This window comes from Silvibacterium acidisoli (assembly GCA_022870745.1).
Taxonomy (GTDB): domain Bacteria; phylum Acidobacteriota; class Terriglobia; order Terriglobales; family Acidobacteriaceae; genus Silvibacterium.
The window spans coordinates 2770180-2795483 of record CP085323.1; the positions used below are offsets into that span (position 1 = coordinate 2770180).

At 60.0% G+C, this 25304-nt stretch carries 19 protein-coding genes; 7 read left to right on the forward strand and 12 right to left on the reverse strand.

All coding sequences use genetic code 11. The features are described 5' to 3' along the window. Positions 1–62: 62 nt before the first annotated feature. From LJD29_RS11640 to tldD, 5 genes are read right to left on the reverse strand one after another with little or no spacing between them, the layout of a single operon-like run. The gene (locus tag LJD29_RS11640; RefSeq protein WP_446741703.1) at positions 63–1706 is read right to left on the reverse strand and encodes an outer membrane protein assembly factor BamD; all 1644 of its coding nucleotides are present in this window, start codon (positions 1704–1706) and stop codon (positions 63–65) included. A 54-nt stretch (positions 1707–1760) separates the two neighbouring features. Further along, positions 1761–2435, reverse strand: a complete 675-nt coding sequence (gene rpe / locus LJD29_RS11645; RefSeq protein ID WP_446741704.1) for a ribulose-phosphate 3-epimerase — start codon at positions 2433–2435, stop codon at positions 1761–1763. After that, positions 2432–3730, reverse strand: a complete 1299-nt coding sequence (locus tag LJD29_RS11650; RefSeq protein WP_446741705.1) for an excinuclease ABC subunit UvrC — start codon at positions 3728–3730, stop codon at positions 2432–2434. Before LJD29_RS11650 ends, rpe begins: the two co-directional genes overlap by 4 nt. A gap of 7 nt (positions 3731–3737) precedes the next feature. Beyond that, positions 3738–5117 (reverse strand): TldD/PmbA family protein, encoded by a 1380-nt coding sequence (locus LJD29_RS11655; protein WP_446741706.1) that lies wholly within the window; start codon positions 5115–5117, stop codon positions 3738–3740. Next, positions 5114–6574, reverse strand: coding sequence for a metalloprotease TldD (gene tldD, locus LJD29_RS11660; RefSeq protein ID WP_446741707.1), 1461 nt, complete (start codon positions 6572–6574; stop codon positions 5114–5116). Before tldD ends, LJD29_RS11655 begins: the two co-directional genes overlap by 4 nt. Positions 6575–6855: 281 nt before the next feature. Between tldD and LJD29_RS11665 the strand changes: the two genes are divergently transcribed. Both LJD29_RS11665 and LJD29_RS11670 read left to right on the forward strand, forming a co-directional pair. Next, positions 6856–7380 (forward strand): YfiT family bacillithiol transferase, encoded by a 525-nt coding sequence (locus LJD29_RS11665; RefSeq protein ID WP_446741708.1) that lies wholly within the window; start codon positions 6856–6858, stop codon positions 7378–7380. Between the two features lie 49 nt (positions 7381–7429). Then, positions 7430–9004 carry a hypothetical protein gene (locus LJD29_RS11670; RefSeq protein WP_446741709.1) on the forward strand — a complete coding sequence of 525 codons (1575 nt, stop codon included), beginning with the start codon at positions 7430–7432 and terminating at the stop codon, positions 9002–9004. 22 nt (positions 9005–9026) lie between these two features. Here the strand turns inward: LJD29_RS11670 and guaB are convergent, their stop codons facing one another. The 3 genes from guaB to LJD29_RS11685 all read right to left on the reverse strand — a co-directional run bounded on the left by guaB (position 9027) and on the right by LJD29_RS11685 (position 11656). After that, on the reverse strand, positions 9027–10550 hold the full coding sequence (gene guaB / locus LJD29_RS11675; protein WP_446741710.1) for an IMP dehydrogenase: 1524 nt from the start codon (positions 10548–10550) through the stop codon (positions 9027–9029). 153 nt (positions 10551–10703) lie between these two features. Continuing rightward, positions 10704–11201 (reverse strand): DinB family protein, encoded by a 498-nt coding sequence (locus tag LJD29_RS11680; RefSeq protein ID WP_446741711.1) that lies wholly within the window; start codon positions 11199–11201, stop codon positions 10704–10706. Positions 11202–11317: 116 nt separating this feature from the next. Continuing rightward, positions 11318–11656, reverse strand: a complete 339-nt coding sequence (locus LJD29_RS11685) for a hypothetical protein (RefSeq protein ID WP_446741712.1) — start codon at positions 11654–11656, stop codon at positions 11318–11320. A 199-nt stretch (positions 11657–11855) separates the two neighbouring features. Here LJD29_RS11685 and rimP point away from each other — a divergent pair, with 199 nt between their 5' ends. From rimP to LJD29_RS11705, 4 genes are all read left to right on the forward strand, one after another. Then, positions 11856–12461, forward strand: a complete 606-nt coding sequence (rimP, locus tag LJD29_RS11690; protein WP_446741713.1) for a ribosome maturation factor RimP — start codon at positions 11856–11858, stop codon at positions 12459–12461. An 85-nt stretch (positions 12462–12546) separates the two neighbouring features. Further along, positions 12547–14196, forward strand: a complete 1650-nt coding sequence (gene nusA / locus LJD29_RS11695; protein WP_446741714.1) for a transcription termination factor NusA — start codon at positions 12547–12549, stop codon at positions 14194–14196. A gap of 142 nt (positions 14197–14338) precedes the next feature. After that, positions 14339–17599 (forward strand): translation initiation factor IF-2, encoded by a 3261-nt coding sequence (gene infB / locus LJD29_RS11700; protein WP_446741715.1) that lies wholly within the window; start codon positions 14339–14341, stop codon positions 17597–17599. A gap of 144 nt (positions 17600–17743) precedes the next feature. Then, positions 17744–18697 (forward strand): glycosyl hydrolase family 18 protein, encoded by a 954-nt coding sequence (locus LJD29_RS11705; RefSeq protein WP_446741716.1) that lies wholly within the window; start codon positions 17744–17746, stop codon positions 18695–18697. Between the two features lies 1 nt (position 18698). On the opposite strand, the gene LJD29_RS11710 is transcribed toward LJD29_RS11705, so the two are convergent. The 3 genes from LJD29_RS11710 to LJD29_RS11720 all read right to left on the reverse strand — a co-directional run bounded on the left by LJD29_RS11710 (position 18699) and on the right by LJD29_RS11720 (position 22628). Further along, positions 18699–20513: a beta-L-arabinofuranosidase domain-containing protein gene (locus LJD29_RS11710; RefSeq protein WP_446741717.1), complete on the reverse strand. Its 1815-nt coding sequence runs from the start codon at positions 20511–20513 to the stop codon at positions 18699–18701. 71 nt (positions 20514–20584) lie between these two features. Further along, the gene (locus tag LJD29_RS11715; protein ID WP_446741718.1) at positions 20585–22117 is read right to left on the reverse strand and encodes a hypothetical protein; all 1533 of its coding nucleotides are present in this window, start codon (positions 22115–22117) and stop codon (positions 20585–20587) included. A 151-nt stretch (positions 22118–22268) separates the two neighbouring features. Next, positions 22269–22628: a hypothetical protein gene (locus tag LJD29_RS11720; RefSeq protein WP_446741719.1), complete on the reverse strand. Its 360-nt coding sequence runs from the start codon at positions 22626–22628 to the stop codon at positions 22269–22271. A 112-nt stretch (positions 22629–22740) separates the two neighbouring features. Here LJD29_RS11720 and LJD29_RS11725 point away from each other — a divergent pair, with 112 nt between their 5' ends. Next, the gene (locus tag LJD29_RS11725) at positions 22741–23664 is read left to right on the forward strand and encodes an AraC family transcriptional regulator (protein WP_446741720.1); all 924 of its coding nucleotides are present in this window, start codon (positions 22741–22743) and stop codon (positions 23662–23664) included. Between the two features lie 266 nt (positions 23665–23930). Here the strand turns inward: LJD29_RS11725 and LJD29_RS11730 are convergent, their stop codons facing one another. Next, positions 23931–25136, reverse strand: coding sequence for an MFS transporter (locus tag LJD29_RS11730; protein WP_446741721.1), 1206 nt, complete (start codon positions 25134–25136; stop codon positions 23931–23933). Between the last annotated feature and the right edge of the window lie 168 nt (positions 25137–25304).

A 25304-nucleotide genomic window follows, 5' to 3' on the forward strand; every position in this document is an offset into this window, starting at 1 on the left:
ACCGGTTGAGGAAAGCAAAAAGGCCGCTCGCAAGCGGCCTTTTTGCTTCTTGCCATGTATGACTAGAAGGGGTTCAGCTTCGAGATGCCCTTCTTCTTCTTGTGCTTGCTCGACGACTCATCCTTCGAGTCATAAGGTGCAGGCTTGGCCTTCTTGCTGGCCGCTGTGCCGGTGTTTACCTGCGCACCGCCTGTGCCGCCCTTCACATCGTTAATCTGGTCAGGAGCTTCTGCCGGCTTGTCGATCGGAGGCAGAGCCTGGTTGTTCGTCGGACCGACCGGCGAAACAACCGGGTGGCCATTGACGACCGCTGGTGTCGCGGTGCCCGTCGCGGGAGCGCCCGTGCCATTGCCTTCCGTCGCGTTGCTCGAAGCCGCGCCGCCCGTGGCTGCGTTGCCGGGAGCTGCATCACCGGCAGGAGCAGCGGTGCTGGACGATCTGCCCGAGTCGCTCGGAACTTCCACCGTAACCGTGCTACCCGAGGAACCGGAGGAATCCGGAACTGTCTCAAGCTTCAGCGGAGCAGGCTGATCGGTGCGCGGCGGAGCGGTGCCGTTGCTGATTGCTGCAGCGGTGGAATCGGTTCCGTTAGCCGAGACGCCCGGAATCGGCTGTCCCTTAATCGCTGCCGTGAAGGCGGCCATCGTCTGCTTGTTGACTTCGGGGGCGTAGGTCTGCGGCGGATCGGCCAGGGTCGGGTCGCCGATACGGGCTGCTTCCACCGTGATGGGACCATGCTTGATCAGCAGCATGGCGCGATCACGCATCCTTACACCTACGCGGCTGCTTTCCTCGGCTTCGCTATCGGCCAGCTGCTGCTGGGTCGGTTCAGGAACAGGACGTCCCAGGGCGATCAGGCGATCCTTGGCGTCTTCGACGTGCGGTGCCATGGCGTAGTGCGTTACCACGCGTTCCCATGCCGCGCCTGCGCGATCGTTATAAATCTTTACCAGTTCAGCCTTCGCCTTCGGAGGAATGTTCAGGCGGCTGGCAATCTGTGCCTGCTGCGCATACGCATCACCGAGAGTGATCAGGGTAAGGTCGCTGTGGCTGAAGAGCGGATAGGTATCGGCAACCGTCTGCAGGCGGGCAATCGTTGCAGGCCAGTTCTCGTGTGTCGAGTAGAAGGCGCCGATTTCATACTGCCGCTGCGCCAGCACTTCCTGTACTTCACGCAGGCGCTGCTTCGCGCGCGGAACCAGCGTGGAGTCAGGGAAATCCTGAATCATGGTGCGGTATTCCTGCTCGGCGTGGATCGCGTTCTGCGGATCGCGATCAGGCTTTTCCATCTGCTGGTAATAGATGTCGCCGACCTTCATCTGTGCTTCGGCTGCTTCCGGGGTGTTCGGGAAGAAGGTGATGAAGTCCTTGTACTCGCCTTCGGCCTGGGTCAGAGCGGCTGAGCCGCCTTCCTTGTACCAGGTGTCGCCGATGGCCAGCTTGGCGCGCATCGCGTATTCCGTTTCCGGATAAGTGTTGAGCAGCGTCTGCAGGTCGAGACGGGCCACGTCGAAGCGGCCTTTCTTCAGGGCCAGCATGGCCTTGTCGAAGAGCTCCTTGTCGGGCTGCTTCGAATTCACGTTTGCCAGCGGATTCGCGCTCAGGTCGCTCTGTTTCTTAGTCTTCTTTTTGCCCAGGGCATTTGCCGATGGCATCAGTGCCACGCAAAGTCCTAATACTGCGATCCGGGTAACCGATGAATTCATAACACCTCAACATTTACGGGGCTTGCGCCCATACAGCATGGGAACGGGTCCGGCTTAAGCGACCTGTTCGGCGGCGGCCTGTGCCAGCCGGAGCAACTCCCGGGCATCCCTCTTGGGATTTCCAGCGCCGTAAACAGCGCTCCCCGCGACCAGCAATTCCGCTCCAGCTTCGACGACCAGCCCGACCGTGTCGTGAGCGACACCGCCATCCACTTCAATCCTATAGCTTAGGCCCAGTTCCTGGCGAAGTTCTTTAAGCTGCCGGATCTTCTTTAGGGAATAGGGAATAAAACTCTGTCCGCCGAAGCCCGGATTCACGCTCATCACCAGGACGTGATGAACGATTCCAAGAATCGGAATAATCGCCTCGACCGGCGTTGCGGGGTTAATCACCACTCCCGGCTGCATGCCGTGATGGGCAATAAGTTCAAGGCTGCGATGCAGATGGCGGCAGGCCTCGTAATGAACGCTGACCCAGTTCGCACCCGCATCGGCGAAGGCCGGGATAAATTCGTCCGGATTTTCGATCATCAGGTGGCAATCGAGCGGCAGGTGCGTGACCTTGCGCAGAGACTTCACCACCGGCGGTCCCAGGGTGATGTTCGGGACAAAATGGCCGTCCATTACATCGACGTGGATGACCGTGCCGCCGCCGTTTTCTGCGGCCTGGACTTCGTCGGCAAGATGCGCGAAATCAGCGGAAAGAATGGATGGAAGTAGTTCGATCAAGATGCTGAAAGTGTATCAGCCGCCGAGGGGGCAATTCCTGCTGCCGATACAGTTTCACCGCCGGAAGCCGCGCCAATCTGCCGATATATTTTGGAAATCATTCGCAGCAAAGGCTTTTTCGGCAGTTCTCCGCCTTCTGTGAAAAGAATGTCACCCACTCGCTTCGCCTGCGGACGGTAACACCACCGGGTAAAAAGGCAGAGGCTGTCTGCGGTCCGCTGCGGGGTCCAGCCTGCGGAATCTGCCATGGCGGCAAGCGTTGCCAGGGAGGCGTCGAGCCGCGACTCCAGCTCGTCCCGGGCTGCCAGCTTTACGGTCGTGGCATTGCCGCTTTCGTCGAGCGGAACGGCCTGCAGGGTCGTCGGATGGGCAAAGAGCGAGGAAGAGCCGGATTGCTCATTCTGATGGCGCATGCCGGCGACCGAGTAGTGGGCCGGTCCGTAGAGATTGCCTGCCTTCAGCAAAAACAACGCGACGCTCTCCGGCTGCTGCGCTGGCTGCACGATTACGCCATTCATCTGGGTGAGAGCGTGGATGGAGGACGGAATCCCGGAGACGATGCCTTCCACCTTGGCTAGCCGGGCGTGAATTTCGGCTGCTTTCTCAAATTGCAGCTCTTCGGCGGCACTGTCGCGCTGCCGGCTGAGCGCCTGCACCAGGCTCTGTCCGCGTGTCTCCAGAAATAGCCGGACAGCTTCGGCTTCCTGCGCGTAGCGCTCGTCGGAGCAGCCCTGGAAACAGGGAGCGAGGCACTTCTTCATCTCCGAGTAAACGCAGCCAGGGAATTCGGGGTCGGGGTTGAGATCGTCGGTGCAGCGGCGCAGCTCGAAGAGGTTCAGGATGCTTTCGAGGATGTTTTCCGCAGCGACCCGCGACGGGAACGGCCCAAACAGGTTTGGCGCTGCCTGTTTCGTGATACGGCTGGTGACGTAGACCCTTGGGTAGGCGTTCTCCATTGCCATGCGCAGCATCACCGGCGGTCTCAGATGCAGGCGCTTTTTCACCCGGTCCCCGAAAGCGGCGAGCGAGGCCGAATAAAGCACCAGCCACGCTTCGAATTCCGATCCGGTGAGGGAGTATTCGATGCGCGCAATGCCCTGCGTCAGGCGCAACCGTTTGGTTTGTTCCTGCCGGGGAGTCAGCAGGCGGCGCAGACGCTGGCGCAGATTCGGCGTGCGGCTGATGTAAGGCTCGGTCTGGGTGTCGGAGCCGAATAGGGCGAAGACCCCCGCGCTGGCGGGAATCTCTGCCCACTGAGGATTGGCCGGATCGAAAGCGACAGAGACAGCCAGCATCCTGAACCTATTCGCCGGCGATGGTCATGCCGTCAATGCGCAGCGTGGGCGACGCCACCGAGCCGCGGAAGATGAGGTCGCTGCCGATGGCGGAGATGTTCTGGAACATATCCTTCAGATTGCCGGCGACGGTGATCTCCTGCACAGGGAAGGTCAGCTCGCCGTTCTCGATCCAGAGACCGGAGGCGCCGCGCGAGTAGTCGCCGGTGACCATGTTCACACCTTGGCCAATCAACTCGGTTACGTAGAGGCCGGCGGGAATGCTCTTCAGGATTTCTTCCGGCGTGAGCGAACCGGAGACCAGGTAGAGATTGTGCGAGCCCGTTCCCGGATTACCTGACAGTCCGCGCGACGCATTGCCGGTGCTCTTCATGTTGAGCTTGCGGCCGGTGTAGGTGTTCAGCAGGTAGTTAGTAAGAACGCCGCGCTCGATGATCGTCGTCTTGCGCGAGGGCAGGCCTTCACCATCGAACGGAGAGGTGCCGAAGCCGCCGACCATGGTGCCGTCGTCGATCACGGTTACAGATTCGTCCGCGACCTTCTCGCCCAGCTTGCCGGTGAAGAATGAGGCGCCGCGGTAGATGCTGTCTCCGCTGGCCGCGTCGAACATGGACCCGATCAGGGAGCGTGCGATCTCCGGCGCAAAGATGATCGGCACCTGCTGGGTCTTTACGCGCCGTGCGTCAAGCCTGCGCAAGGTGCGGCGTGCGGCGGTTTCGCCGACAGACTCCGGCGTTTCAAGCTTCGCCAGCGAGCGCGCGTAGGTAAACCAGTAGTCGCGCTGCATCTCGCCGCTCTTGCCGAGCGCGATGGGGCTGACGGAGATGGAGCAGGAAGACGAACGGTATTCGCCGACAAAGCCGCGCGAGTTGGCGAATACCTTGTGGCCGGTCGCGGCGTCGAAATTGCCGCCATCGCTGTTGGTGATGCGGGTGTCTGCAGCAAGCGCTGCTGCTTCTGCGCGGCGAGCATGAGCGATGCGTTCTTCCGTGGGAAGCGAATAGACGTCTTCGTGAAAGAGTTTCAGATCGCCCTCAAGCTGTCCGAACTCCGATGCATCGGCCAGGCCCGCGAATGGATCTTCAGAGGTCACACGCGCCAGTGCGACCGCGCCGTTGACCAGATGCTCGATGCCATCGGGAGTGAAGTCGCTCGACGAGGTGCTGGCGACGCGAAAGCCGTTTGATCCGGCGACCAGGACGCGGATACCCACGCCACGCGAACCCGATTCCTTCAGCGTCTCCACCTCGCCCATGCGGACGGTGGTCGAAAACTCATCGCCCTCGCGGATGGTCACCTCGGCATCGTTTGCGCCTGCCTTGAGAGCCTTGGCAACGATATCAGCTGCGAGCGTTTTCAGATCAATTGCTTCGACAGTTGTGCTCATCGGCCCGTGCCACCCACCGTCATGCGATCCAGCTTAATCGTAGGCATACCCACACCCACCGGCACGCTCTGCCCATCCTTGCCGCAGGTGCCGATGCCTTCATCGAGCGCCAGGTCATGGCCGACCATCGAGACATACTTCAGCGCCTCAGGACCATTGCCGATCAGCGTTGCGTCCTTCACCGGGGCGGTGATCTTGCCGTCTTCGATCAGGTAGGCCTCGCTGGCGGAGAAGACGAACTTGCCGCTGACGATATCCACTGACCCGCCGCCGAAGTTCACCGCGTACAGGCCGCGCTTTACGCTGCGCAGGATGTCTTCCGGCGCGTCATCGCCCGAGAGCATGTACGTGTTCGTCATGCGCGGCATGGGAATCTGCTGGTAGCTTTCACGTCGACCGTTGCCGGTGTGGCCCATCTTCATCAGCCGCGAGGACAGCTTGTCGCTCAGGTAGGTCTTAAGGATGCCGTTTTCGATCAGCACCGTCTCCTGCGTGGCCGAACCCTCATCGTCTACATTCAATGACCCGCGGCGTCCGGCCATAGTTCCGTTATCGACTACGGTGACCTTTGAGCTAGCCACCTGCTGGCCGATCAGGCCGGAAAATGCAGAGGTCTTGCGGCGGTTGAAGTCGGCTTCGAGACCGTGTCCTACTGCTTCGTGCAGCAGCACGCCCGGCCATCCGGGGCCGAGAACCACTTCCATCTCGCCTGCGGGTGCTGCCACGGCGCCAAGCTGCAAAACAGCCTGCCGGGCTGCCTCGCGGGCAAAGTGCTCCGGCGATTTGTCCAGCTCGAAGAAGTCGATCTCAACACGGCCGCCGCCACCCGAAGTCCCGCGTGCCGTGCGCTCGTTTTCCTTTGCCAGGATGAATACATTCAGGCGGGCCAGCGGCTGCGTGTCACTGGCGAAGGTGCCGTCGGAGGCGGCTACCAGGATCCGGCGTATCTCATCGGAGTAGCTGGCGCGAACCTGCGTGATGCGCGAGTCAAAGGCGCGCGCGGCCTTGTCGGCACGCATGACCAGTTCGAGCTTCTTGGCGAGGTCGGTATCCAGCTCGACTGCTGGCGCAGGATAGAGATTCGGCGACTTCGTTTCGGTAAATCCCTGTACCGGCTGCTTGGCCGGGCCGCTGGCGATCAGGGCCGCAGTCCGTGCCGCGCGCAGCAGGCGATCGGCGCTCAGGTCGTCGGTGTAGGCGTACCCGGTTCGCTCGCCGCTGACCACCCGAATGCCGCACCCGGCGCTGACGCCCTGGCTGGCCGATTTCACCAGCAACTCGTCTATCCCGATGGATGTGGATGCAACCGACTCAAAATAAAGGTCGGCGTAATCTCCCCCGGCAGACAGTGCCTCGCCAAGGCACCGTTCGAGCAGCCGTTCGGTGATGCCGAACTTGTCGAAAAAATAGCGTTTGTGGTCGCCGCTGGCGCCTGCGTGTGCTTGGGCTGGGGTCATAGGGCTTTATTCTAGGCCGATCGATTCAGCAGGTAAATGTCATGGGATCGTAACAAAGCAGAGTCCTAAGAAAACATCCACACTCTTGTAACTCTTCTGTTGCTACTATCGGACCTATGAAGAAGCTTTTTGCTCTCTCGCTCCTGATGCTGGTTTCGGCCTCGGCGTTTGCGATGCCGCCGCGTCACCATCGCCATCACCATCGTTATCACCACCATCGCCGGTAGGTTCGACCGGCATGCAGCAAGGGCATGCCGGCCGGTCCTCCGTCTGAAAGATTTATGACCTCCGATCCGCGCTATCCTATCGGCCACTTCGTCCCTCCCGAAGACATGCTTGCAGCGACGCCGGGCGCGATCGCTGCCATCGCTGCTTTTCCTGAAGAACTGGCCACCGCGCTCGAAGGTTTGTCTGCCGCAGAGGTTGATACCCCTTACCGCGAAGACGGCTGGACGGTGCGTCAGCTGGTGCATCATGTTGCCGACAGCCATATGCATGCGAACATCCGCATGCGTCTTGCTCTTACAGAAGACTGGCCGAAGATCGTCACCTACGAAGAGCATCTCTGGGCTCGCCTGCTGGATGCCTGTACTCTGCCGGTTGAATTCAGCCTCGATCTGCTGCGGCCCCTGCACTATCGCTGGGCCAGCCTGCTGCAATCGCTCGACGGCAAGGATTGGGAACGTGGCTACGTGCATCCGGAGAGCGGACGCACCACCGTTCGCCAGGCGCTGCATCGTTACGTCTGGCATGGCCGCCATCACATCGCTCACATCACCGAGTTACGAAAGAATAAGGGTTGGTAGCAATTCTGTTGTCGCCACATGGCGGCTGCAGACATGATCGAGTCTGGTCATGGCCCAGATCGTAGAAAGTGTCGCCGAACGAAGTGCTTCAACCGCCCCGCAGCTTGCCTCACAGATAGAAGAATTCCTCACTGCATCACCAAAGTCCGTCGTGCTTGAAGACGGACGCATCCTCTTCGACATGCAGGTGGCGCGTTACTCGCTTTCGAGCGAGCAAGGGCGATGCATGCTTCATCTGTGGTCTGGCGACAGAAACCTCGTTCGGACTGTTACAGCGGTCCGCATCCGAAAAAACTCGCTGCGTCTTGAAGTACGCCGGTTCGGCCAGTCAAAGCCGCAGGCAATGGAGCTAGTCGCCGACCGCGATCGACGTCCTCCCGGTACCCGCCAGACCACGCGGACGAAGTACCTGCGAATGCTGGAGCGGGTTTCGACGGCATACTTTCCCGGCTACACACTGGATGGACTGACCACCGCCGCGGACCTCGAACACAGCTTCGGACCTGCATACGCACGCGGCACGCTCAGGAAAGGCAATGCAGCGTGGGCAGTCATCGGCATCAACGAGCAGGAATCGCCAGCCATCATCGATGGCATTCTCACCATCGGCATCCTCTGGCTTGCACACTGCCGTGCGACAGGCAGCGGCAACCGGCATGTCGAAGGGCTGAAGATCATCGTGCCTGCGGGAACCGGCCAGAACACCCAATCGCGCATGCGCTGGTTGCGCACGTCAGTTGCACAGTGGGAATTGTTTGAGCTCGACGAGCGCAGCGAAAGGCTCATGCCGCTCGACTGGCAGGACAGCGGCAATCTGCATGTCGAGCTTGTCCATGCTTTTCAGCCAGAGGCCACCCTGGAACGCATGGCTGCTGCGGTCGATTCCGTGCTGAACATGCTTTCGCCGGGCCTCAGGCGAGTGACCGAGCTTCGTCCACGCGGCCCCAACGAGATCGCTCTTCTTCTCCACGGGTTGGAGTATGCCCGCATCCGCCACGGCTACGCCGCAGGCTCGTTCAGCCGGCAGGACCAGGTGACCTTCGGTGCCGGTGCGAACGAGACCGGGCTCACATCCGCGACCGAAGATCTTTTCCGCGAGCTGACCCAGAAGCTCTTCGAGCACCGGCATGCGGGCGGTAGCATGCGCGATCCGCTCTATCGGCTGCAGCCGGAGCGTTGGCTTGAAAGCGCATTGCGTTCCGAGATTTCAGAGATAGAACCGGCGCTGCGGACAGAGTTTTTATACTCGCAGGTTCCAGCTTTTTCAGCGGGCGACCGCGCCATGCTCGACCTGCTTACCGTAAACCAGTCAGGCCGCTTAGTCGTGATGGAGCTGAAGGCCGACGACGACCTGCACCTGCCGGTACAGGCGCTCGATTACTGGGCGCGAGTGCGGCAATTGCAGCGCGAAGGGGCATTCCAGCCACATGGCTACTTCCCGGGTACCGAACTCTCTCCGCTGCCGCCGATACTTTATCTGGTTGCACCCGCGCTGCGTATCCATCCATCTACGGATACAGTGCTGCGGCATCTCTCGCCAGAGATTCCGTGGGAACTGATTGGACTGAATGAAGGCTGGAGGAGGGATCGAAAGGTCATCCTGCGTAAACGGAGCGCAGGATGACCTTCGTGGTTCGACGTGCCCGTTATTCCACGTGGTAGTTCGGAGCTTCGCGCGTGATGATCACGTCGTGTACGTGGCTCTCGCGGAGTCCAGCGCCGGAGATGCGCACGAAGCGCGCGTTGGTCTGCAGCTCTTCGATGGTGTTGCAGCCCAGGTAGCCCATGCCGGAGCGAAGTCCGCCGACCAGCTGATAAACCATCGCTTCGAGCGGTCCACGGTGCGGTACGCGTCCTTCAATGCCCTCGGGAACGAATTTCGCCAGGCGATTCTGCGCACTGCGCTCGCGCGCGACCACGCCTTCGCCGCGGTTCGGTTCTTCCGGAGCATCCGGTGTGCCCTGGAAGTAACGTTCGCTCGATCCCTGAGCCATGGCGCTTAGCGAGCCCATGCCGCGGTAGGCCTTGAACGAGCGGCCCTGGTACAGGATCGTCTCGCCCGGGCTCTCGTCAACGCCGGCGAAGAGCGAGCCGATCATCACGACGTTCGCGCCGGCGGCGATGGCCTTGGCCAGGTCGCCTGAGTACTTTATGCCGCCATCCGCAATGATCGGGATGCCGGCTTCTTTGCCGGCGCGATAGGCTTCGCTCACAGCGGTGATCTGCGGCATGCCCGCGCCGGTGACCATACGCGTGGTGCAGATCGATCCGGGACCGATGCCAACCTTTACTCCGTCTGCGCCCGCCTCGATCAGAGCCTTTGCCCCGGCATAGGTTGCGATATTCCCGGCCAGCAGGTCTACGTCGGGAAAGGCCTTCTTGACCTCGCGCACGGCTTCAAGCACGCGGGACGAGTGTCCGTGGGCGGAGTCGATCGAGAGGATGTCCACGCGATTCTTTACCAGCTCCGCGGCACGCTCCAGATAGTCGCCAGTAGCGCCGATTGCACCGCCAACGCGCAGGCGACCCTGCTCGTCCTTGGAAGCGTTGGGATACTTGAGCTTCTTCTGGATGTCCTTGACGGTAATCAGGCCCTTGAGTTCGTAGTTGCCATCGACGACCAGCAGCTTCTCAACGCGGTGCTGATGCAGAATCAGCTCGGCTTCCTCAAGCGTCGTGCCTACCGGCACGGTGATGAGGTTTTCCTTGGTCATCACATCGCGGATCGGAATGTCGGTGCGGGTTTCGAAACGGAGATCGCGGTTGGTAAGAATGCCGACCAGCTTCTTGTTCTTGGTGACCGGAACGCCGGAGATCTTGTAGCGGCGCATCACTTCGAGCGCGTCAGAGATCAGCTGGTCCGGCGTCATCGTCACCGGATCGACAATCATGCCGCTTTCCGAGCGCTTCACCTTATCGACTTCGCTCGCCTGCTGCTCGGGCGTCAGGTTGCGGTGGATCACGCCCAATCCGCCCTGCTGCGCCATGGCAATGGCCAGCCGCGACTCGGTAACCGTGTCCATGGCTGCGGACAACAGCGGAGTGTTCAGCAGAATTTTCTTCGTCAGGCGTGTCTGCGTGCTGACCTGTGCCGGAACCACATCGCTATAGGCAGGAACCAGCAGGACATCGTCAAAGGTAAGCGCTTCTGGAATAGGGTGTTCAATCATAATCTTGGTAAACGGCCTCTAACCCGGTCTATCTCTGATGTACAGCATGGCTCAGAGGACTCAGGGTTGGCTTTTGTTTCCGTTTGTATTGGTCTGTATTTCATTGTAGAGGCGCGCAGGACGGGCCTGCAAACCAGCCTCGGGCCGCATGCCTCAGTGTGACGGCGCAAAATCTCTCGCAATCTTCTCGAGCTGCTGCAGGTGGTTCAGGTCATGGCCGCCCATGGTCTCGAGGATTGAGCGAAAGGTCAGCTCGCCTCGTTCCGGGTGAAAAGCCGCCTTCTGCTGCTCTTCGGCGGGGATGGATCGAACCAGGGCAACGTTCCAACGGCGCAGGGAGCTGAACATGGTGAGGGCTTCCTGCTCGTCGTACGCAGCGTAGTTCCTGCCCCAGAGATCCTGGTCCCATGGCTGGATGGTGTGGTGATCCTCAGCCAGGATCTGCCGCAGCCGGTATGAGAAGGCGATTTCCGCGTCTGCGAGGTGGCAGACGATCTCCCGTGGACTCCATTTGCCCGGTGCCGGTGCCTGGTTTGCACGCTCCGAGCCCAGCTCTTCAAAGATCTGTTCGATTCGCCGGGGAGTGGCGGCGATCACCTTGAGCGGGTCTAGCGGACCCAGTTGCTCGGCGTAAGGATTTTCTCGACTCATGGGGGCTTAAACGCCGGGTTTCGTGCTCCGGCGTTGGGCTAGTATCCCACGGAAGATTCGGGAGGGAGGCGAGATTTCAATAAATTTTTGTCCCGACCAGCCTGCAGGAGCAAGGTTCAGTTTGAAAGCTGGGTCTTCCAGAAGCCGACAATAAGCCCTCCGGTCACGATAAAAACTCCACCTAGTAAAACCGGAAGCGTCGGGACGGTCTTGAAGAACAAATAGTTGGAAAGCTGAAAAACCACGAACAGAGTGGCGATATAAATCCCCGTTACCTGTGCAAATTCCACGGGCGCCAGGTTCAGTGAGGTTCCGTAGAGCGCCAACGCGCATGCGCCTGCCGCAAAAAGACCGATTCTCGCTGCCGGACTTTCCTGGTGAAGAGCGATACGTACGACTGCGTCTCCCGTGGCTTCAAGAACCGTCGCCAGCAGAACAAATAAAAAGACCTTCATATGCCCATGCTTTCAGAGTCATCGGGCGGGAGCAACAGGAACCGGCGGCGGTTGAAATCACATGTCTGCTGCGTTATTCTAGTTAGCGAACGAGTTTATCCGCTGCCCGGCATGATGTTCGGGTGGCATGGAGAGATGAGTGGGCTTACAGCCCACTTTTTCTTTGCACCAATTTTCGACCGGTGCCGGAGCGCTATTCGTGGCAATCAGTCTCGACAAAATTCGGAGTACGGCCGAACGCGTTGCCGCCTCGCACGACCTCGAAGTTGTCGAGATCGACTACCAGAGTGCCCAGAAGCAGCGGGTTCTGCGGGTATTCATCGAAAAGAGCGCGGAGCAGCGTGCCCGCCTTATCGCGGAAGCCCGCGCCGCCGCGTCGAATCCCGTATCGGAAGATATGGAGTTTGCGAGCGGGCTCGGAGCATGGAATCCGGAGCAGGTTTCGGGAGTGACTCACGAGGACTGCGAAAAGTTCAGCCGCGATTTCGGTACCGTTCTGGACGTGGAAGACCTGATGACGGTCGAGGACTATACCCTGGAGGTTTCCTCTCCCGGGCTCGATCGCAAGCTGCGAACCGCCGGAGACTTCGAAAGGTTTGCCGGCAACCTGGTGAAGGTGCAGACCTTTGAGCCGATCGCAGGCAACCGGCACTGGCAGGGAAGGCTCACACAGGTAGCCGGCGGCAAGATCACGATCGATCGCAGCGCCCTGAAACAGAAGGGTAAGAGCCGCAAGATTCCCTCAGAAACGGTTGAGATTGAGCTTTCCAACGTTGAGAAGGCCAATCTGGTTCCAGAAATCTGAACATCTTTCCCGTCTTCCACTGAGAGTGGCCGGGATCAATCCCTGAAGGCGATACCCGCCCTCGGGCTGTGACAGAGAGAAAACTATGGCAAGCCAGCTTTATCAGAGCATTGAGATCCTCAGCCGTGACAAGGGCATCGACCCTGACGTCGTCGTAGGCGCCGTCGAAGACGCGATCGCGCTTGCTACGCGTAAGTATTACAAAACGCAGGAAAATATGCGCGCCGAACTGGACAAGGAAACCGGCGAAATTCGCGCTTATGTCTACAAGACGGTAGTCGAGGCTCCTGAGCAGATCGAGGATGCGGTCAACCAGATCACGCTCGAGCAGGCCCGCGAGCTTGCGCCGGAAGTCGAAATCGGCGGCGAGATCCGTTACTACAAGCCGACCGACGTACTGGGCCGCATTGCCGCCCAGATGGCCAAGCAGGTCATCTTCCAGAAGGTGCGCGAAGCCGAGCGCGACACGGTTTTCAACGAATACAGCCATCGTGTGAACGAAGTGCTGACGGCAACCGTAAAACGTGTTGAGCCGCAGGATTTGATTTTCGACATCGGCAAGGCCGAAGCCCGGATGCCGCGCCGCGAGCAGTCGCGTCTCGAGCAGTTCGCCGTAGGCGAGCGCGTTCGCGTCGTACTGCTGCGCGTCGATCGCGCAGCCAAGGGACCGCAGGTGATCGTCTCCCGCGCCGCTCCGGAACTGGTGCAGAACCTCTTCCAGAGCGAAGTGCCGGAGATCTACGACGGCACGGTGATGATCCGCGCCATCGCCCGCGAGGCCGGCGAACGCACCAAGATCGCGGTCATGTCCCGTGACAAGGATGTCGACCCGGTCGGCGCCTGCGTGGGCATGAAGGGCATGCGCGTGCAGTCGATTATCCGCGAGCTGCGCGGCGAGAAGATCGACATTATCGAGTACAGCGAGGAGATCACGACCTTCGCCGAAAAGGCTTTGCAGCCGGCCAAGGTCAGCCGCGTCAGCATCACCGACCTGGGCGAAAAGCAGCTTGAAGTGATTGTCGATGACACGCAGCTTTCGCTGGCCATCGGCAAGAAGGGGCAGAACGTTCGCCTGGCAGCGAAGCTCCTCGGTTGGAAGATCGACATCAAGAGCGAAGAAGAGAAGCGCCAGGAGGTCGAACAGCAGATGCAGGGCATGGGAGGCGGTCATACGACCGCAATCGAACAGGTCAGCGAGCTGGGCGAAACCATTATCCAGAAGCTGGTGGCCGCTGGCATCACCACGGTCGAAGCGCTGGCGGACATGACTCCGGAGCAGCTCGAAGAGATTCCGGGTATCGGCGAAAAGACGCTCGAGAAGATCAGCCTAGCCGTTCGCCACTACTTCGGCCAGTATGAGCCGGGCGAAGATCGCGCTCCCGGCGCAGCCCTCACTGCTGAAGAGACCGTTCAGCTGGAAGCTGCCGAGGCTGCTTCCGACGCCAGTCTGCGGGAGGAAGAAGACGCGTTGCGTCTCGATCTGACCCAGGAGGGCGAGGAGTCGGTCAGCGAAGACGGATCCGGACTGATTTCGGACGATGTGGCCGAGGAAGAAATGGCCGAGATCACCGAGGTTGGAGACGATCTCGACACTGAAGGCGCTATCCCGGTTGCGCCCGGCACGCAGAACACCAGCCATAAGTTGGCGGAGAATGCCGTTCTCGAGGGTGATATTGCCTCGACTGGCGAATTCCGCGAGGAAGACGACGAAAAGAATGACGGTGGCGCGGAGTGATGCGCCGCCAATTCAGGAACCAGCCCGAGATCGGCGGCACAAATGCAGCAAGTTCGGGCCATAATAGAAATAGCGTTTACTCCGGCCGTTACGAGGTAGCTATGGACAGCTAGCACGGCAGGAAGCACGTACAAAGGGGCGGATGAGTAAGGAAAAAGTTCGTATCAATGATTTAGCGCGCGAGTTGGAGGTTAAGAGCAAGGCAATTCTCGATGTGCTCGACAATGTCGGTGTCACTGAAAAGAAGACGCACTCCAGCTCCCTCGAATATGACGAGGCAGAGCGTGTGCGCTCTCACTTCCAGCGTGGCCGTTCGGGTGGATCGGGATCGTCCCGTGCCGAGAACTCCGCGCCCAAACCCAAAATTGACTGGTCTCAGGTCTCAAAGCCAGGTGATGTGTTGAAGGCGATTCAGCAGCGGAAAGACGAGGCTGTCGTTGCAGCCGCCAAGCCGGCTGTAACCCCCGCCGTTGCCGTTGCGCCTCCGCCAGTTGTCGCTGCCGCGCCTGCGCCGGCCCCTGTTGCCGCGCCGCCAAAAGCTCCGGTTGCGCCTCCGGCGCCCGTTGTGAAGGAAGCGCCTGCAGCTCCGGCTGTGCCGCCCGCCGCGCCCGTCGTTGCCGCCGCTCCCAAGCCTGCCGCACCCGCCACTCCACCCCAGGTGGAAGCTCGTCCGGCCCCGCGCAGAATTGTCCCGCAGCCTCGGCAGGAACCCCGTATCGTTACGCCTCCTCCGCCTGCCGCCCCGGCAATTGCCGCGAAGCCCCCGGCTGGCCCTGTTGTGGCTAAGCCCCCGGTGAGTGCTGCACCGGCTCCGGCGGCTGCCGCTCCGGCAAACGTAGCCGCGCCGGCAAGCCAGGAGCAGAAGCCTGTTGCCGCCTCCGCTCCTCCGGTTGTCGCTGCTGCCAAGCCTGTTGTCGCGCCTCCGCCGGTCGCAGCTCCCGCGCCGCCCGCAGTCGCCGCTGCTCCGGCGCCGGTAGAAAGTCCTGCTGCCCCCGCGGCTGCGGCTCCGGCAGCTTCAGCACCGCCTGCGCCTCCGGCCCAGGCACCGCGTCGCGTCATTATGCCGCAGACGGGTCCGCGTCCTGTATACACGGCTCCTCCGCCACCTCCGCCGTCCGCCGCGCCTGCCGCTCCGAGCGGCCAGAATGCCGGCCCGGGTGGAATTCAGCGTGGCCGTCCTATTTTCGATCGCCGTCCCGGTGGAGCACCGGGTGGTGGCTATAGTCCGCGTCCAGGCGGCGGTCCCGGTGGTTTCCGTCCGGGCGGCCCTGGTGGTCCCGGTGGACCCGGCGGACGCCGTCCCATGCATCCGACTCGCAGCTCGCCGACCGGTGGAGCACCTGGCGGTGCCCGTCCCGGCTTTGGACAGCGCCCCGGTATGGGTGGTGGCCGTCCCGGCTTTGGCGGACCTCGTCCGGGTGGACCTGGTGGTGGCGCTGGCCTGATGCCGCCTCCGGGCGAAGCGGCACGCCCGCAGCGTCCTGCCGGTGGCGGACACGCACGCCGCGGCCGTCAGCAATATCCGAAGAGTAAGGAAGGCCCGATGAAGGGCTTTGCCCCGCCGTCCCGTTACGGCGGAGCACAGATTCCGAACGAGCCAATGCCGATCACCCGCACGATTACGGTGACCGAAGGCATCAGCGTAAAGGATCTGGCCGAAAAGCTCGGAGTTCGCGGTAAAGACCTCATCGCCACGCTGCTGATGCGCGGTGTTTTCGTCACGGTCAACCAGACGCTCGACGGCGAGCTGGTCAAGGATGTCGCGCGCCAGTTCGGCGCAGACACCGAGATGATCACCTTCGAGGACCAGATGGCGAACGAGGCCATCGAGAACATCCTCTCGCAGGAAAATCCTGACGAGCACGAGGTTCCGCGTCCTCCTGTGGTCACCGTCATGGGCCACGTCGATCACGGTAAGACCTCGCTGCTCGACGCGATCCGCGAGACTGACGTCGCCGGTGGCGAAGCCGGTGGCATTACGCAGCACATCGGTGCTTACAAGGTGCGCATCAACAAGGAAGATTCCCCGGCATTCGGCCGCGAGATCGTCTTCCTCGATACGCCGGGTCACGAAGCCTTTACCCGCATGCGCGCACGCGGCGCCAAGGTGACGGATATCGTCGTCATCGTGGTCGCAGCCGACGACGGCGTCATGCCGCAGACCCTCGAAGCCGTGGATCACGCGAAGGCGGCCGGTGTGCCGATCATCGTCGCGGTCAACAAGATCGATAAGCCGGAAGCGCAGCCGGATCGCGTGAAGCAGCAGCTGGGCGATCGCGGACTGGTTCCCGAAGCATGGGGTGGTTCGACGGTCTTCGTCGATGTCTCGGCGAAGAAGAAGCAGAACCTCGACCTGCTGCTCGAAATGATCTGCCTGGTGGCCGACCTCGGCAACCTCAAGGCGACTCCGGGCCGCTCGGCTGTGGGTACGGTCATCGAAGCCAAGCTCGACCGCGGACGCGGTGCGGTGGCCTCAGTGCTCGTGCAGAACGGTACGCTGAAGAGCCAGGACAGCTTCATCGTCGGCAACACCTTCGGCAAGATCCGCGCCATGTTTGACGATCGTGGACGCGCTATCGAAGAAGCCGGTCCTTCGACCCCGGTCGAAATTCTCGGCCTCGAGAGCATTCCGGACGCGGGCGATACCTTCCTCGTGGTCTCGGATCGCGACAAGGCGAAGAACATCGCGCAGTACCGCAAGATGAAGGAGCGCGAGGCGCAGCTGGCCAAGAGCTCGCGTGTATCGCTCGAAGGCCTCGCCGAGCAGATCAAGCAGGCGGGCGTCAAGGAGCTGCCGCTTATCCTCAAGGGCGACGTGCAGGGTTCGGTGCAGGTGCTGGCCGATTCGCTGCAGAAGATGTCGACCGAGAAGGTGCGCATCAAGGTTATCCACTCCGGCGTGGGTGCGATCACCGAGAGCGACGTGCTGCTGGCTTCGGCTTCGAATGCCATCATCATCGGCTTCAACGTGCGGCCTGAGCGCAAGGGCTTTGACCTTGCCGAGCAGGAAGGCGTGGAAATCAGACTGCACTCGATCATCTACGAGCTGCAGGACGAGATCCGGAAGGCGATGCTTGGACTTCTCGATCCGGTCTTCAAGGAAAATTACCTTGGCCGTGCGGAAGTGCTCAACGTCTTCAAGATTCCGAAGATCGGCACCATCGCCGGTTGCCGCGTCACCGACGGCATTCTGCGCCGCGATGCGGAGATCCGCCTGATGCGCGGAGGCGAACAGGTCTACAAGGGCAAGCTCACATCGCTCAAGCGCTTCAAGGACGATGCCCGCGAAGTCACCAACGGCATGGAGTGCGGCGTCGGTCTCAACTTCGGAGATATCCAGGTTGGCGATACCGTCGAAGCCTTCGTCACCGAGCGTGTGGCTGCGGAACTCACCGCCAGCTAAGCGTTACCGCTTCACACAAAAGGCGTGCCTTCACGGCACGCCTTTTGTTTTTCGGCAGAGAACTGAGTAGCGCGGAACAGTTGTTCTCGGGTACCCTGTTGCACATACTTAACTTCGTGAATTAAGTATTGAGAGGTTTACTCTATGCGGCAACTACTCAAATGCCTTGCCCTGTTTTTCCTGACCGCCGGATCGTTCTGTTTACACGCTCAATCGGCGAAACCCCGGCTCGTCGAATATCTGCCGAACTACAAGGGTTTGGCCTGGAGCAGCTACGCTTCCAGCATTAACTTCACGAAGATGACGCACATGAATCTCGCCTTCGGCAATCCTCCGAAGTGCAGCGGCGTCTGCACGGCCGCGAGTGACATGACATTTTCCATCAAGGGGCAGACCGATGCGGATGTCGATGCCGCTATAACTGCGGCACATGCAGCGGGGGTGAAGGTGGTGCTCTCAATCGGCGGTGGTGGAGGCGATCAGCTGATCCTCCAGTTCTATAACGCCGGTCTAAGCCAGCAGCTCACCGACTCACTCGATCGCTACGTGCAGGCGCACAAGATCGACGGCATAGATGTCGACATCGAAGACCCGAGCAACATGGGCGCTCCGTTCCTGACTTTTGTGAATACCCTGGTGGCGAAGTTCCGGCCGCAGGGCAAGCTGATTACAGCGGCAGTCGCGCAATATCTGCAGGGCTCGATGCCCTCGGCAGCGCTCCACCAGTTCGATTTCATCAATGTGATGGTCTACTCCTCGCTTGCTGCCTCGAACACCGCTTTGCAGTACTATCTCAACGAGTGCCACGTGCCGAAGGATCAGATCGTCCTTGGCGTGCCGTTCTTCGGATCGACGGCGGGCGACGACAAGGAAGAGGATTACAAAACCATCTTCGGAGCTTACCCAAATGCGTGGCGGGTCGATCTCGCCGGGGGCGGCCTGCTCGATGACGGCAAGGCCTTTCACTACGCCAGCGAAGAGACCATGAAGCAGGAGACGCTGCTGGGCAGGCAGTACGGCGGCATCATGGTCTGGGAGATGATGGGAGACGCACCTGCGCCTCACTCCCTGCTGAGCGTTATTCTCAACAACCTGTGAGCTAGACCTCGTGGTAGAGCCGGTATGACTCGTTCGTAATTGCAGGGAAGGGTTTGAGCCGCAGCTTTCCGCTGCTGCCTGTCACTTCCCAGTCCGGCCCGGACTTTTGTGCTGCCATGAGCTGCGCCTTCGTTACAGTCGTATCTCCGGGAGCGATGGCGAACAGCGCTACCGGTCCATGGAGCAGCGCGACGATGTTCTGATGACGCGCATCGATGGGGATCACGCGCAGTGGCATGTCGATGGAATACTCAATGCGGTCGCCGTCCTTCCATTCGCGTTCGATCGTTGCCCAGCTGCCGGCCTGCGCTGTTATGCCGGAAGGTCTGCCGTTGACGCGGATCGTTGTACCGGAGCCAGCCCATGACGGCACGCGCAGTGCTATGGCAAATTTCTCGCTGCGATCCAGCTTCAGCTTCAGCGAGGTCTCGTTTGTGTACGGATAGCTGGTTTCCTGCGTCATCGAGACCCTGGTGCTCCCCTGTCTCCAGCTCACCTTCGACGGCACGAAGAGGTTCACATATACGCCCCTGGGTGAGCGGAAGTACGAACTGATGCCGTAATCCGCCGCGATCTGCGGAAATGTTCCCGAGCAGCAGGGCCATGCCTGCTCATAGTCGGCCTTGTGTGCGTTGTTGTTGTAGTCGGAGTAATAAAAGCTGATGCCGTCGCGGCGAATTGGCTTTGCGCCGAGGATGGTGTTATACAGCACTGCCTCCATCACATCGCCGTATGTGCTTTCGCCTGTTACTCGCATGAGGTAGCGAACGATCTTGAAAACCCCATAAGCACCGCAGGGTGTCTCGAAGCTCGCGTGCGTGGTGTGCAGCGAGTCGACAAGGTCGTTGCTCTTTGGGTCGCGGAAGGACTCGCTCGGACCCCATCCGCCGGTGGCGTAACTCTGCTCCAGGACGAATTGGAATCCGTTTTTGGCGGCGCGAAGATGCATCTCGCTGCCGTCGGTGAGGTAAGCCTGCATGGCGGAGCTGAGTGCGTTCACATGGCTGTAGGCGTGCTGCCCCGGCAGTACATTCCTGCCTTCTGAGAGCGGTCCGAAGTAGGTATCGTCCTGCAGAAAACGCTGGGCAAGCTTGTGATAACGCTCGCCGGCGCCGCGCTGGTAAGCGAGGTAGAAATTTTCCGGCAGGGTGTAGCTCTCATCCCACGTGTATGCAAGGTTCGGATGAGGCCGGGCGGCCATTTCGTCGCGGTTCAAAGCCTTTGGCGGAAGCCACTGCATCACCGCGTCGGTGGCCTTGTCGAGCACCTTCAGCGCGTCCGGGCAGCCCGCAAACTGGTGCGCATCGATCAGTCCGCAGTTTGTCTTGTCGTAGGTGTAACAGGGAAGGCAGTAGCCCTCATAGAATTTCGCCTGCGCCGTCGGCGCGAAGCCTTCGACAAGCGAATGCACCTTTGCCTGCGTCGCTTTATCTCCGGTCACTGCATAGGCGCGGGCAAGGCCTGACATGTACTGGCCAAACGTATGGCCGGGGATGTAGCCGGTCATGTTCTTCGGAGGGTTGAAATCTTTCGACGGCGAGTACCATCCCCCCATATCCTCGCCCGGAGCAGGCAGGCCTACAAGCTGGCGGAAGGGCTTCAGCAGGTCGTCGTCGGGGATGCTCATGAACAGCGAGACATTCTGGTGGAACTGGTCAAGCATCGGGCCATCGAGAAGCTGCACATCTCCGTACTCGAACTGTGACAGCCGGGTTGACCCCGCAGTTTCGAACGCAAAAGATTTGTTGCGTAATACGGCTGTTGCCGCAGCAAGAGCCGCGCCATTCTTCAGAAAGTCCCGTCGCGATCCAGACACACGTCACCCCGTTAAACTGTCCTGATGCTTTTGTAGAGGACTATACCACCTGAAAACAGCAGGTGTTGAGGCTACGCATCCGGTCGCAACACGTAGATCCGATAGCCGCGATACGCGCCCATGGCCGGCGGAAAATAACGATCGGTGTAAAGCGTGTAGTGGGTGTTCAGGTAGTCTCGGAACTTCGGCCAGCGATCGAGCTTGCTGTAATCGTTCGCCCTTTCGGGATAGAGCCAGCGTCCGAGAACGATTACCCGCGGCCGATTGGCAAGGAACTGCGCCCAGAAGCGGTCCTGTGAATCCTCGATCGCGACATCGCGCCTGGAACTGAAGATGAAGTAGTCGTAGACCAGTCCTGTTGCCTGTACAAGGTGCATGCGGTAGAAAACCGTCGCGCAGTCGGGCAGCATGGTGAAGCACTGTGCGTGCCCTGACAGCTGGGTTCCGCCGAGTGTCTGCAGGTCGGCGGTGAGCGCGACATTGAAGGCTTCGTCCCAGTGGGCGTGGGTGCTGCGCGCAGTGAACAGCGTTGCGCTCACCATGGCGTAGGCAAGTCCGGCATAGCCCAGCGTGCGCAGCCACCCGCGCTTGCGGAGCGCAAGGGTCAGCTCGATGGCGACGGACAACAGGATGAATGCCGTGATGGGATAACGGTGGTAGACCCAGCCTTTGCCTTGCACGATCTCAGAGAAAGCGCCAAAGCCGATGCCGGCGAGCAGGAGAAGCCGTTCCCAGTTCCAGCTCCGGCGCTGAGCCCAGCCTGCCACGGCTCCAAGCGCAAGAAGCGTACCGATGGAAGGCACAATCGAACGGCGCAGCAGGTCGAGCGGTTGTTTCCGGTCGAGCGCGGCGTAGTAAGGCAGCAGGTATTTCACCGTGTGGAGGAACGCGAAGACGGCATGTTCCCGAGCAAGGAAGGCGAGCGCGGCGATCAACGGCAATGCCATGCCGGCGAGCGAAATCGCCAGAGCCGCCCCAAAGGGTTTCCTCTGCCTGTACCGCTGCCAGCAGTAAGCCGCAAGCAGGAAGAACGCGAAGACGATGGCCTGCGGCTTGAAGGTCGCGGTGGCAGATGCGCAGATACCGAAAAGGAAGAGAAGCCAGGGCTTGTTTCGCCTCTCTGCCTCAAACAGAAAAGCAAAGGCGCAGAGCAGGACGACGGAGAGGATGTAATCGCGCTGGCCCATCTGTGCGGGGCCATCATGCGCGTGGAAGAGAATGAATGTGGATCCTGCGAGCACGCCGGCGAACCAGTCATACGGAATCGCAATGATGAACATTGCGATTCCCGAAACGGCAGCCAGTCCCAGGTCGAACCCTCGCCAGGCGAATGAACTGCTGCCTAGCACATGCATGACGCTCCAGTAGGTCATGTAGCTGCCCGGCATGTTCATCTCTATGGTGTCGAGGTACGGGCGCATGCCATGGTCCATCAGCCAGCAGAGATAGCTGCTTTGCGCCGGGTCATTTACCTCAAGCCAATGCCAGCTGCGAAATGCGAAAACTACAAGGCATACGCCCAGCCAGATTGTCAGCGCGGCAAAGAGCCAGAAACGCGAGGCAGGCTGTTTAGGAATGGCAAAGCGCGAATCGGAAAAAGCCAAGACGGAGGGGCGTCTCCTGTAGAGGATGGATAAAGGATAGACGGCGTAAGGGATATGCAGGCCGCTTTTCAGCCGGCGAAATCCTTACTCCCCCCTCAACCGACGCACTTGAGACGATTGCTGCCCAAGTGCGCCGGGGAGGGCGTCATTGCTAGAGCTTCCAGAAGCCGGCGAGATGCGTGATCCGGCCCTGCTGTTCGTCGAAACGAGCATAGCTGTGCCCGTTTACGAGCGCCACGTCGTTTCGATCGAACATCGTCCATGCGGCGAGAAGCTGTCCATGCTGCTGACGCAGTAAAGTGCTGCGGAAATAACAGCCATTGAACTGCGATTGGAATTCGGTGATGGTAGCGACCATGCGATCGATGCCTCGGTCATCACTGTCCGGGCTGGTAAAGGCGACATCTTGGGCGAGGCTCGATCGCAGAAGACGGTCGCGTTCTTCGGCCGGCACGTCCGACCATGCATGCTGATAGGTATTCCATAGCCGATGCAGCGTTTCGTCGGTCATAGGGGGCTCCTTTGTGAAAGCAGGATTGCGTCTTACTTCTTCACCATAAAGATCCTTGGCCATGAGATCGATAATGAAGCATCCTGATTTCTTTACAGATCGTCCAATCTGAATGGACCCGTTCCTTGATGTAATCCGCCTCTTGCGACCGCAGGCCACTCTGTGGTCGCGGGTGGAGGCGACCGGCCGCTGGGGGCTCTCGTTTCAGCAGCACGATGACCTGCTGTTCTGCCTGGTGGAGAGTGGCTCGTGCGAGTTGATAAGGCCGGGCCAGGCGTCTTTGCCGTTGCAGGCAGCAGACTTCGTGCTGGTGCGCACCTCAACGCCATTCAGGCTGGCTACGGATGCCGGCGTTGAAGACACGGACAGTGAAGCGGTGATTCCCGGAGCAGGCGCGGTTGTGACACTGGGGAGCGGAAGCGGTCCGCGCACGGTGCTCCGCGGGGGCAGGTTTGTCTTTGACACGGCAAACGAACAGTTGCTCACAGGGCTGTTGCCGCAGGCGGTCCATGTGCAGGCCACCTCCTCTGCTTCGGAGCGCGTGCGGGCGCTGCTCGCAATGAACGAGTCAGAATCCGCCATGTCTGCTCCCGGAGGCGAGTTTGTGATCACCCGGCTGATGGAGCTGGTGCTGGTCGAGATCCTGCGCAACCCCGCGTTTCAGCCGGACCAGGTTCCCACCGGATTGCTGGCGGGGTTGGGTGATCCGGCGATGGCACAGGCACTGGTCGCGATGCATGGCGATGTCGCGCGACGGTGGACAACGGCGAAACTGGCGCGATTATGTGGCATGTCCCGCTCGGCGTTTGCCGCGCGCTTCGCAAGGATTGTCGGTCCTGGACCGGTGCAATACCTGCAGCAGTGGCGCATTGCTCTAGCCAAGGACGAACTGCGGCACGGCCTGCGCAGCGTTGGCGAGATCGCGCTGGCAGTCGGATTTCAGTCCGGCAGCGCGTTCAGTACCGCTTTCACTCGCGCCGTGGGTTGCTCCCCACGCCAGTTCGCGGAAAGTTCGCGAATGCTTTCTCCGCAATGAGAAAAACGCCTTCCATTTGGAGGCATTCGCGTGAACCTGAACTTTTCAGATGGTGGACGCGGAAGGAATCGAACCTTCAACCTGCCGATTAAGCGTCGATAGAGAAGAAATCGTAACCTGCTGTTAATTCATTCTGAAACAGTAGTTTGCAGTAATTAACGCCCGCACCGATGCAATGCTGCAAGCTGAAAATGCTTGAAACCTATGGAGAGATTTGACTCTGTACGCCACGTTTACTCCACGCTATCGCTGCCTGTCTGGCCGCTCTAGCAAAGCTGTTTACTCATATGAATGCCCAGTTTGAGCGTGCCGATGGCGAGCAGCAGGTAGATAGCTGACGTGGCGCTGATGCATGGTCCCATGCCGAAGCGGCGCGCTCCGATTGCAATCGCGACAGGAGCAATGCCTCCGCCGAGCCATCCGAGCGAGTTCATGGTCCCGGCAGCAACTCCCCGGTTTTCAGCTGGTACGACATCGTAGAGCGAGGCCCACATATTTGCGTCATAAACTCCTTTGGAAAGTCCCAAGCCCAATAGGCCTATGACGAGTCCCTTCAGCGAGGATGTACTCCCTACGAGGAATAAAAACGGTGCTCCCAGGAAAAGCCCACAGGCTTGTACGATCTGGCGTCCCCCGCTTGACCAGGCGGTTGCGCGATCTCCCAGATAGCCGCCAAGCAGCACCCCTATGACAGACGCGGTCTGCAGGTATGCCGTGCTGCTTATTCCGGCCTGGCCGAGATTCATCTTGAACTTGGTGAAGAGGAAAGTCGGCAGCCATGTGAGAAAAACCATGGCGACAAAATTGGCGCCAATAAAGGTTGCAATAATCGCATTCGATTCGGAAATACCAAGAATATGGATCAGGTCCATAACAAAGCTTTTTGATGAGCTTTGTTCATGGTCTGTTCGCGGCGGTGTTTTCATGAGTGCGGCAAGCGCAATTCCCAGCAGAATGCCGAAGATCCCGAGAAATAGAAAAGATGCACGCCAGCCATGTTGTTCTGCAACGTAGCCTGCAATCGATCCCCCAGCTACGGTACCGGCATACACGCTCGATTGATGAATGGCCATGGCCCGGGAGCGGGTCTTCGGACCGTGGTAAAGCGCGATCAGGGTCATGGCCGCAGGAAAATAAAAGGCTTCCGAGAAGCCCCCGAGGGTTCGGAAGACAACGAGACTGCTGTATCCGCGCGCATATCCTGTAGCCGCAGTGACGACAGACCAGAACGCCAGAGCCCATAAAACGACACTTCGCGGAGAAACACGATCTGAAATCCATCCCGCAATGGGGCCGGAGATCGCGTAAACCCACATGAAAGAAGACGCGATAATGCCAAGCTGCAGATCGTTCAGGTTCATCTGCTGACGAATTTGCGGAAAGAGCGAAAAGATGGACTGCCGGTCTGCGTAATTGCAGAAGCAGACAAGCCACAGCATGCCGACCAGGAACCAGGCGTAACGCGACTTCATGACAGGCGCAGGATCTCCCTCTTTAATTTAGGGCATGGAACGGTGAGAACAGATAGTTCCAACGCTTGTGAGTTTATATTTCAAAATATCGAATATTGTTCCAAAAAAAGTTGTCATTGGTCCAGTTGTGATTGAAAATAGGAAAGAATTGTTCTGATCATTGGGAGT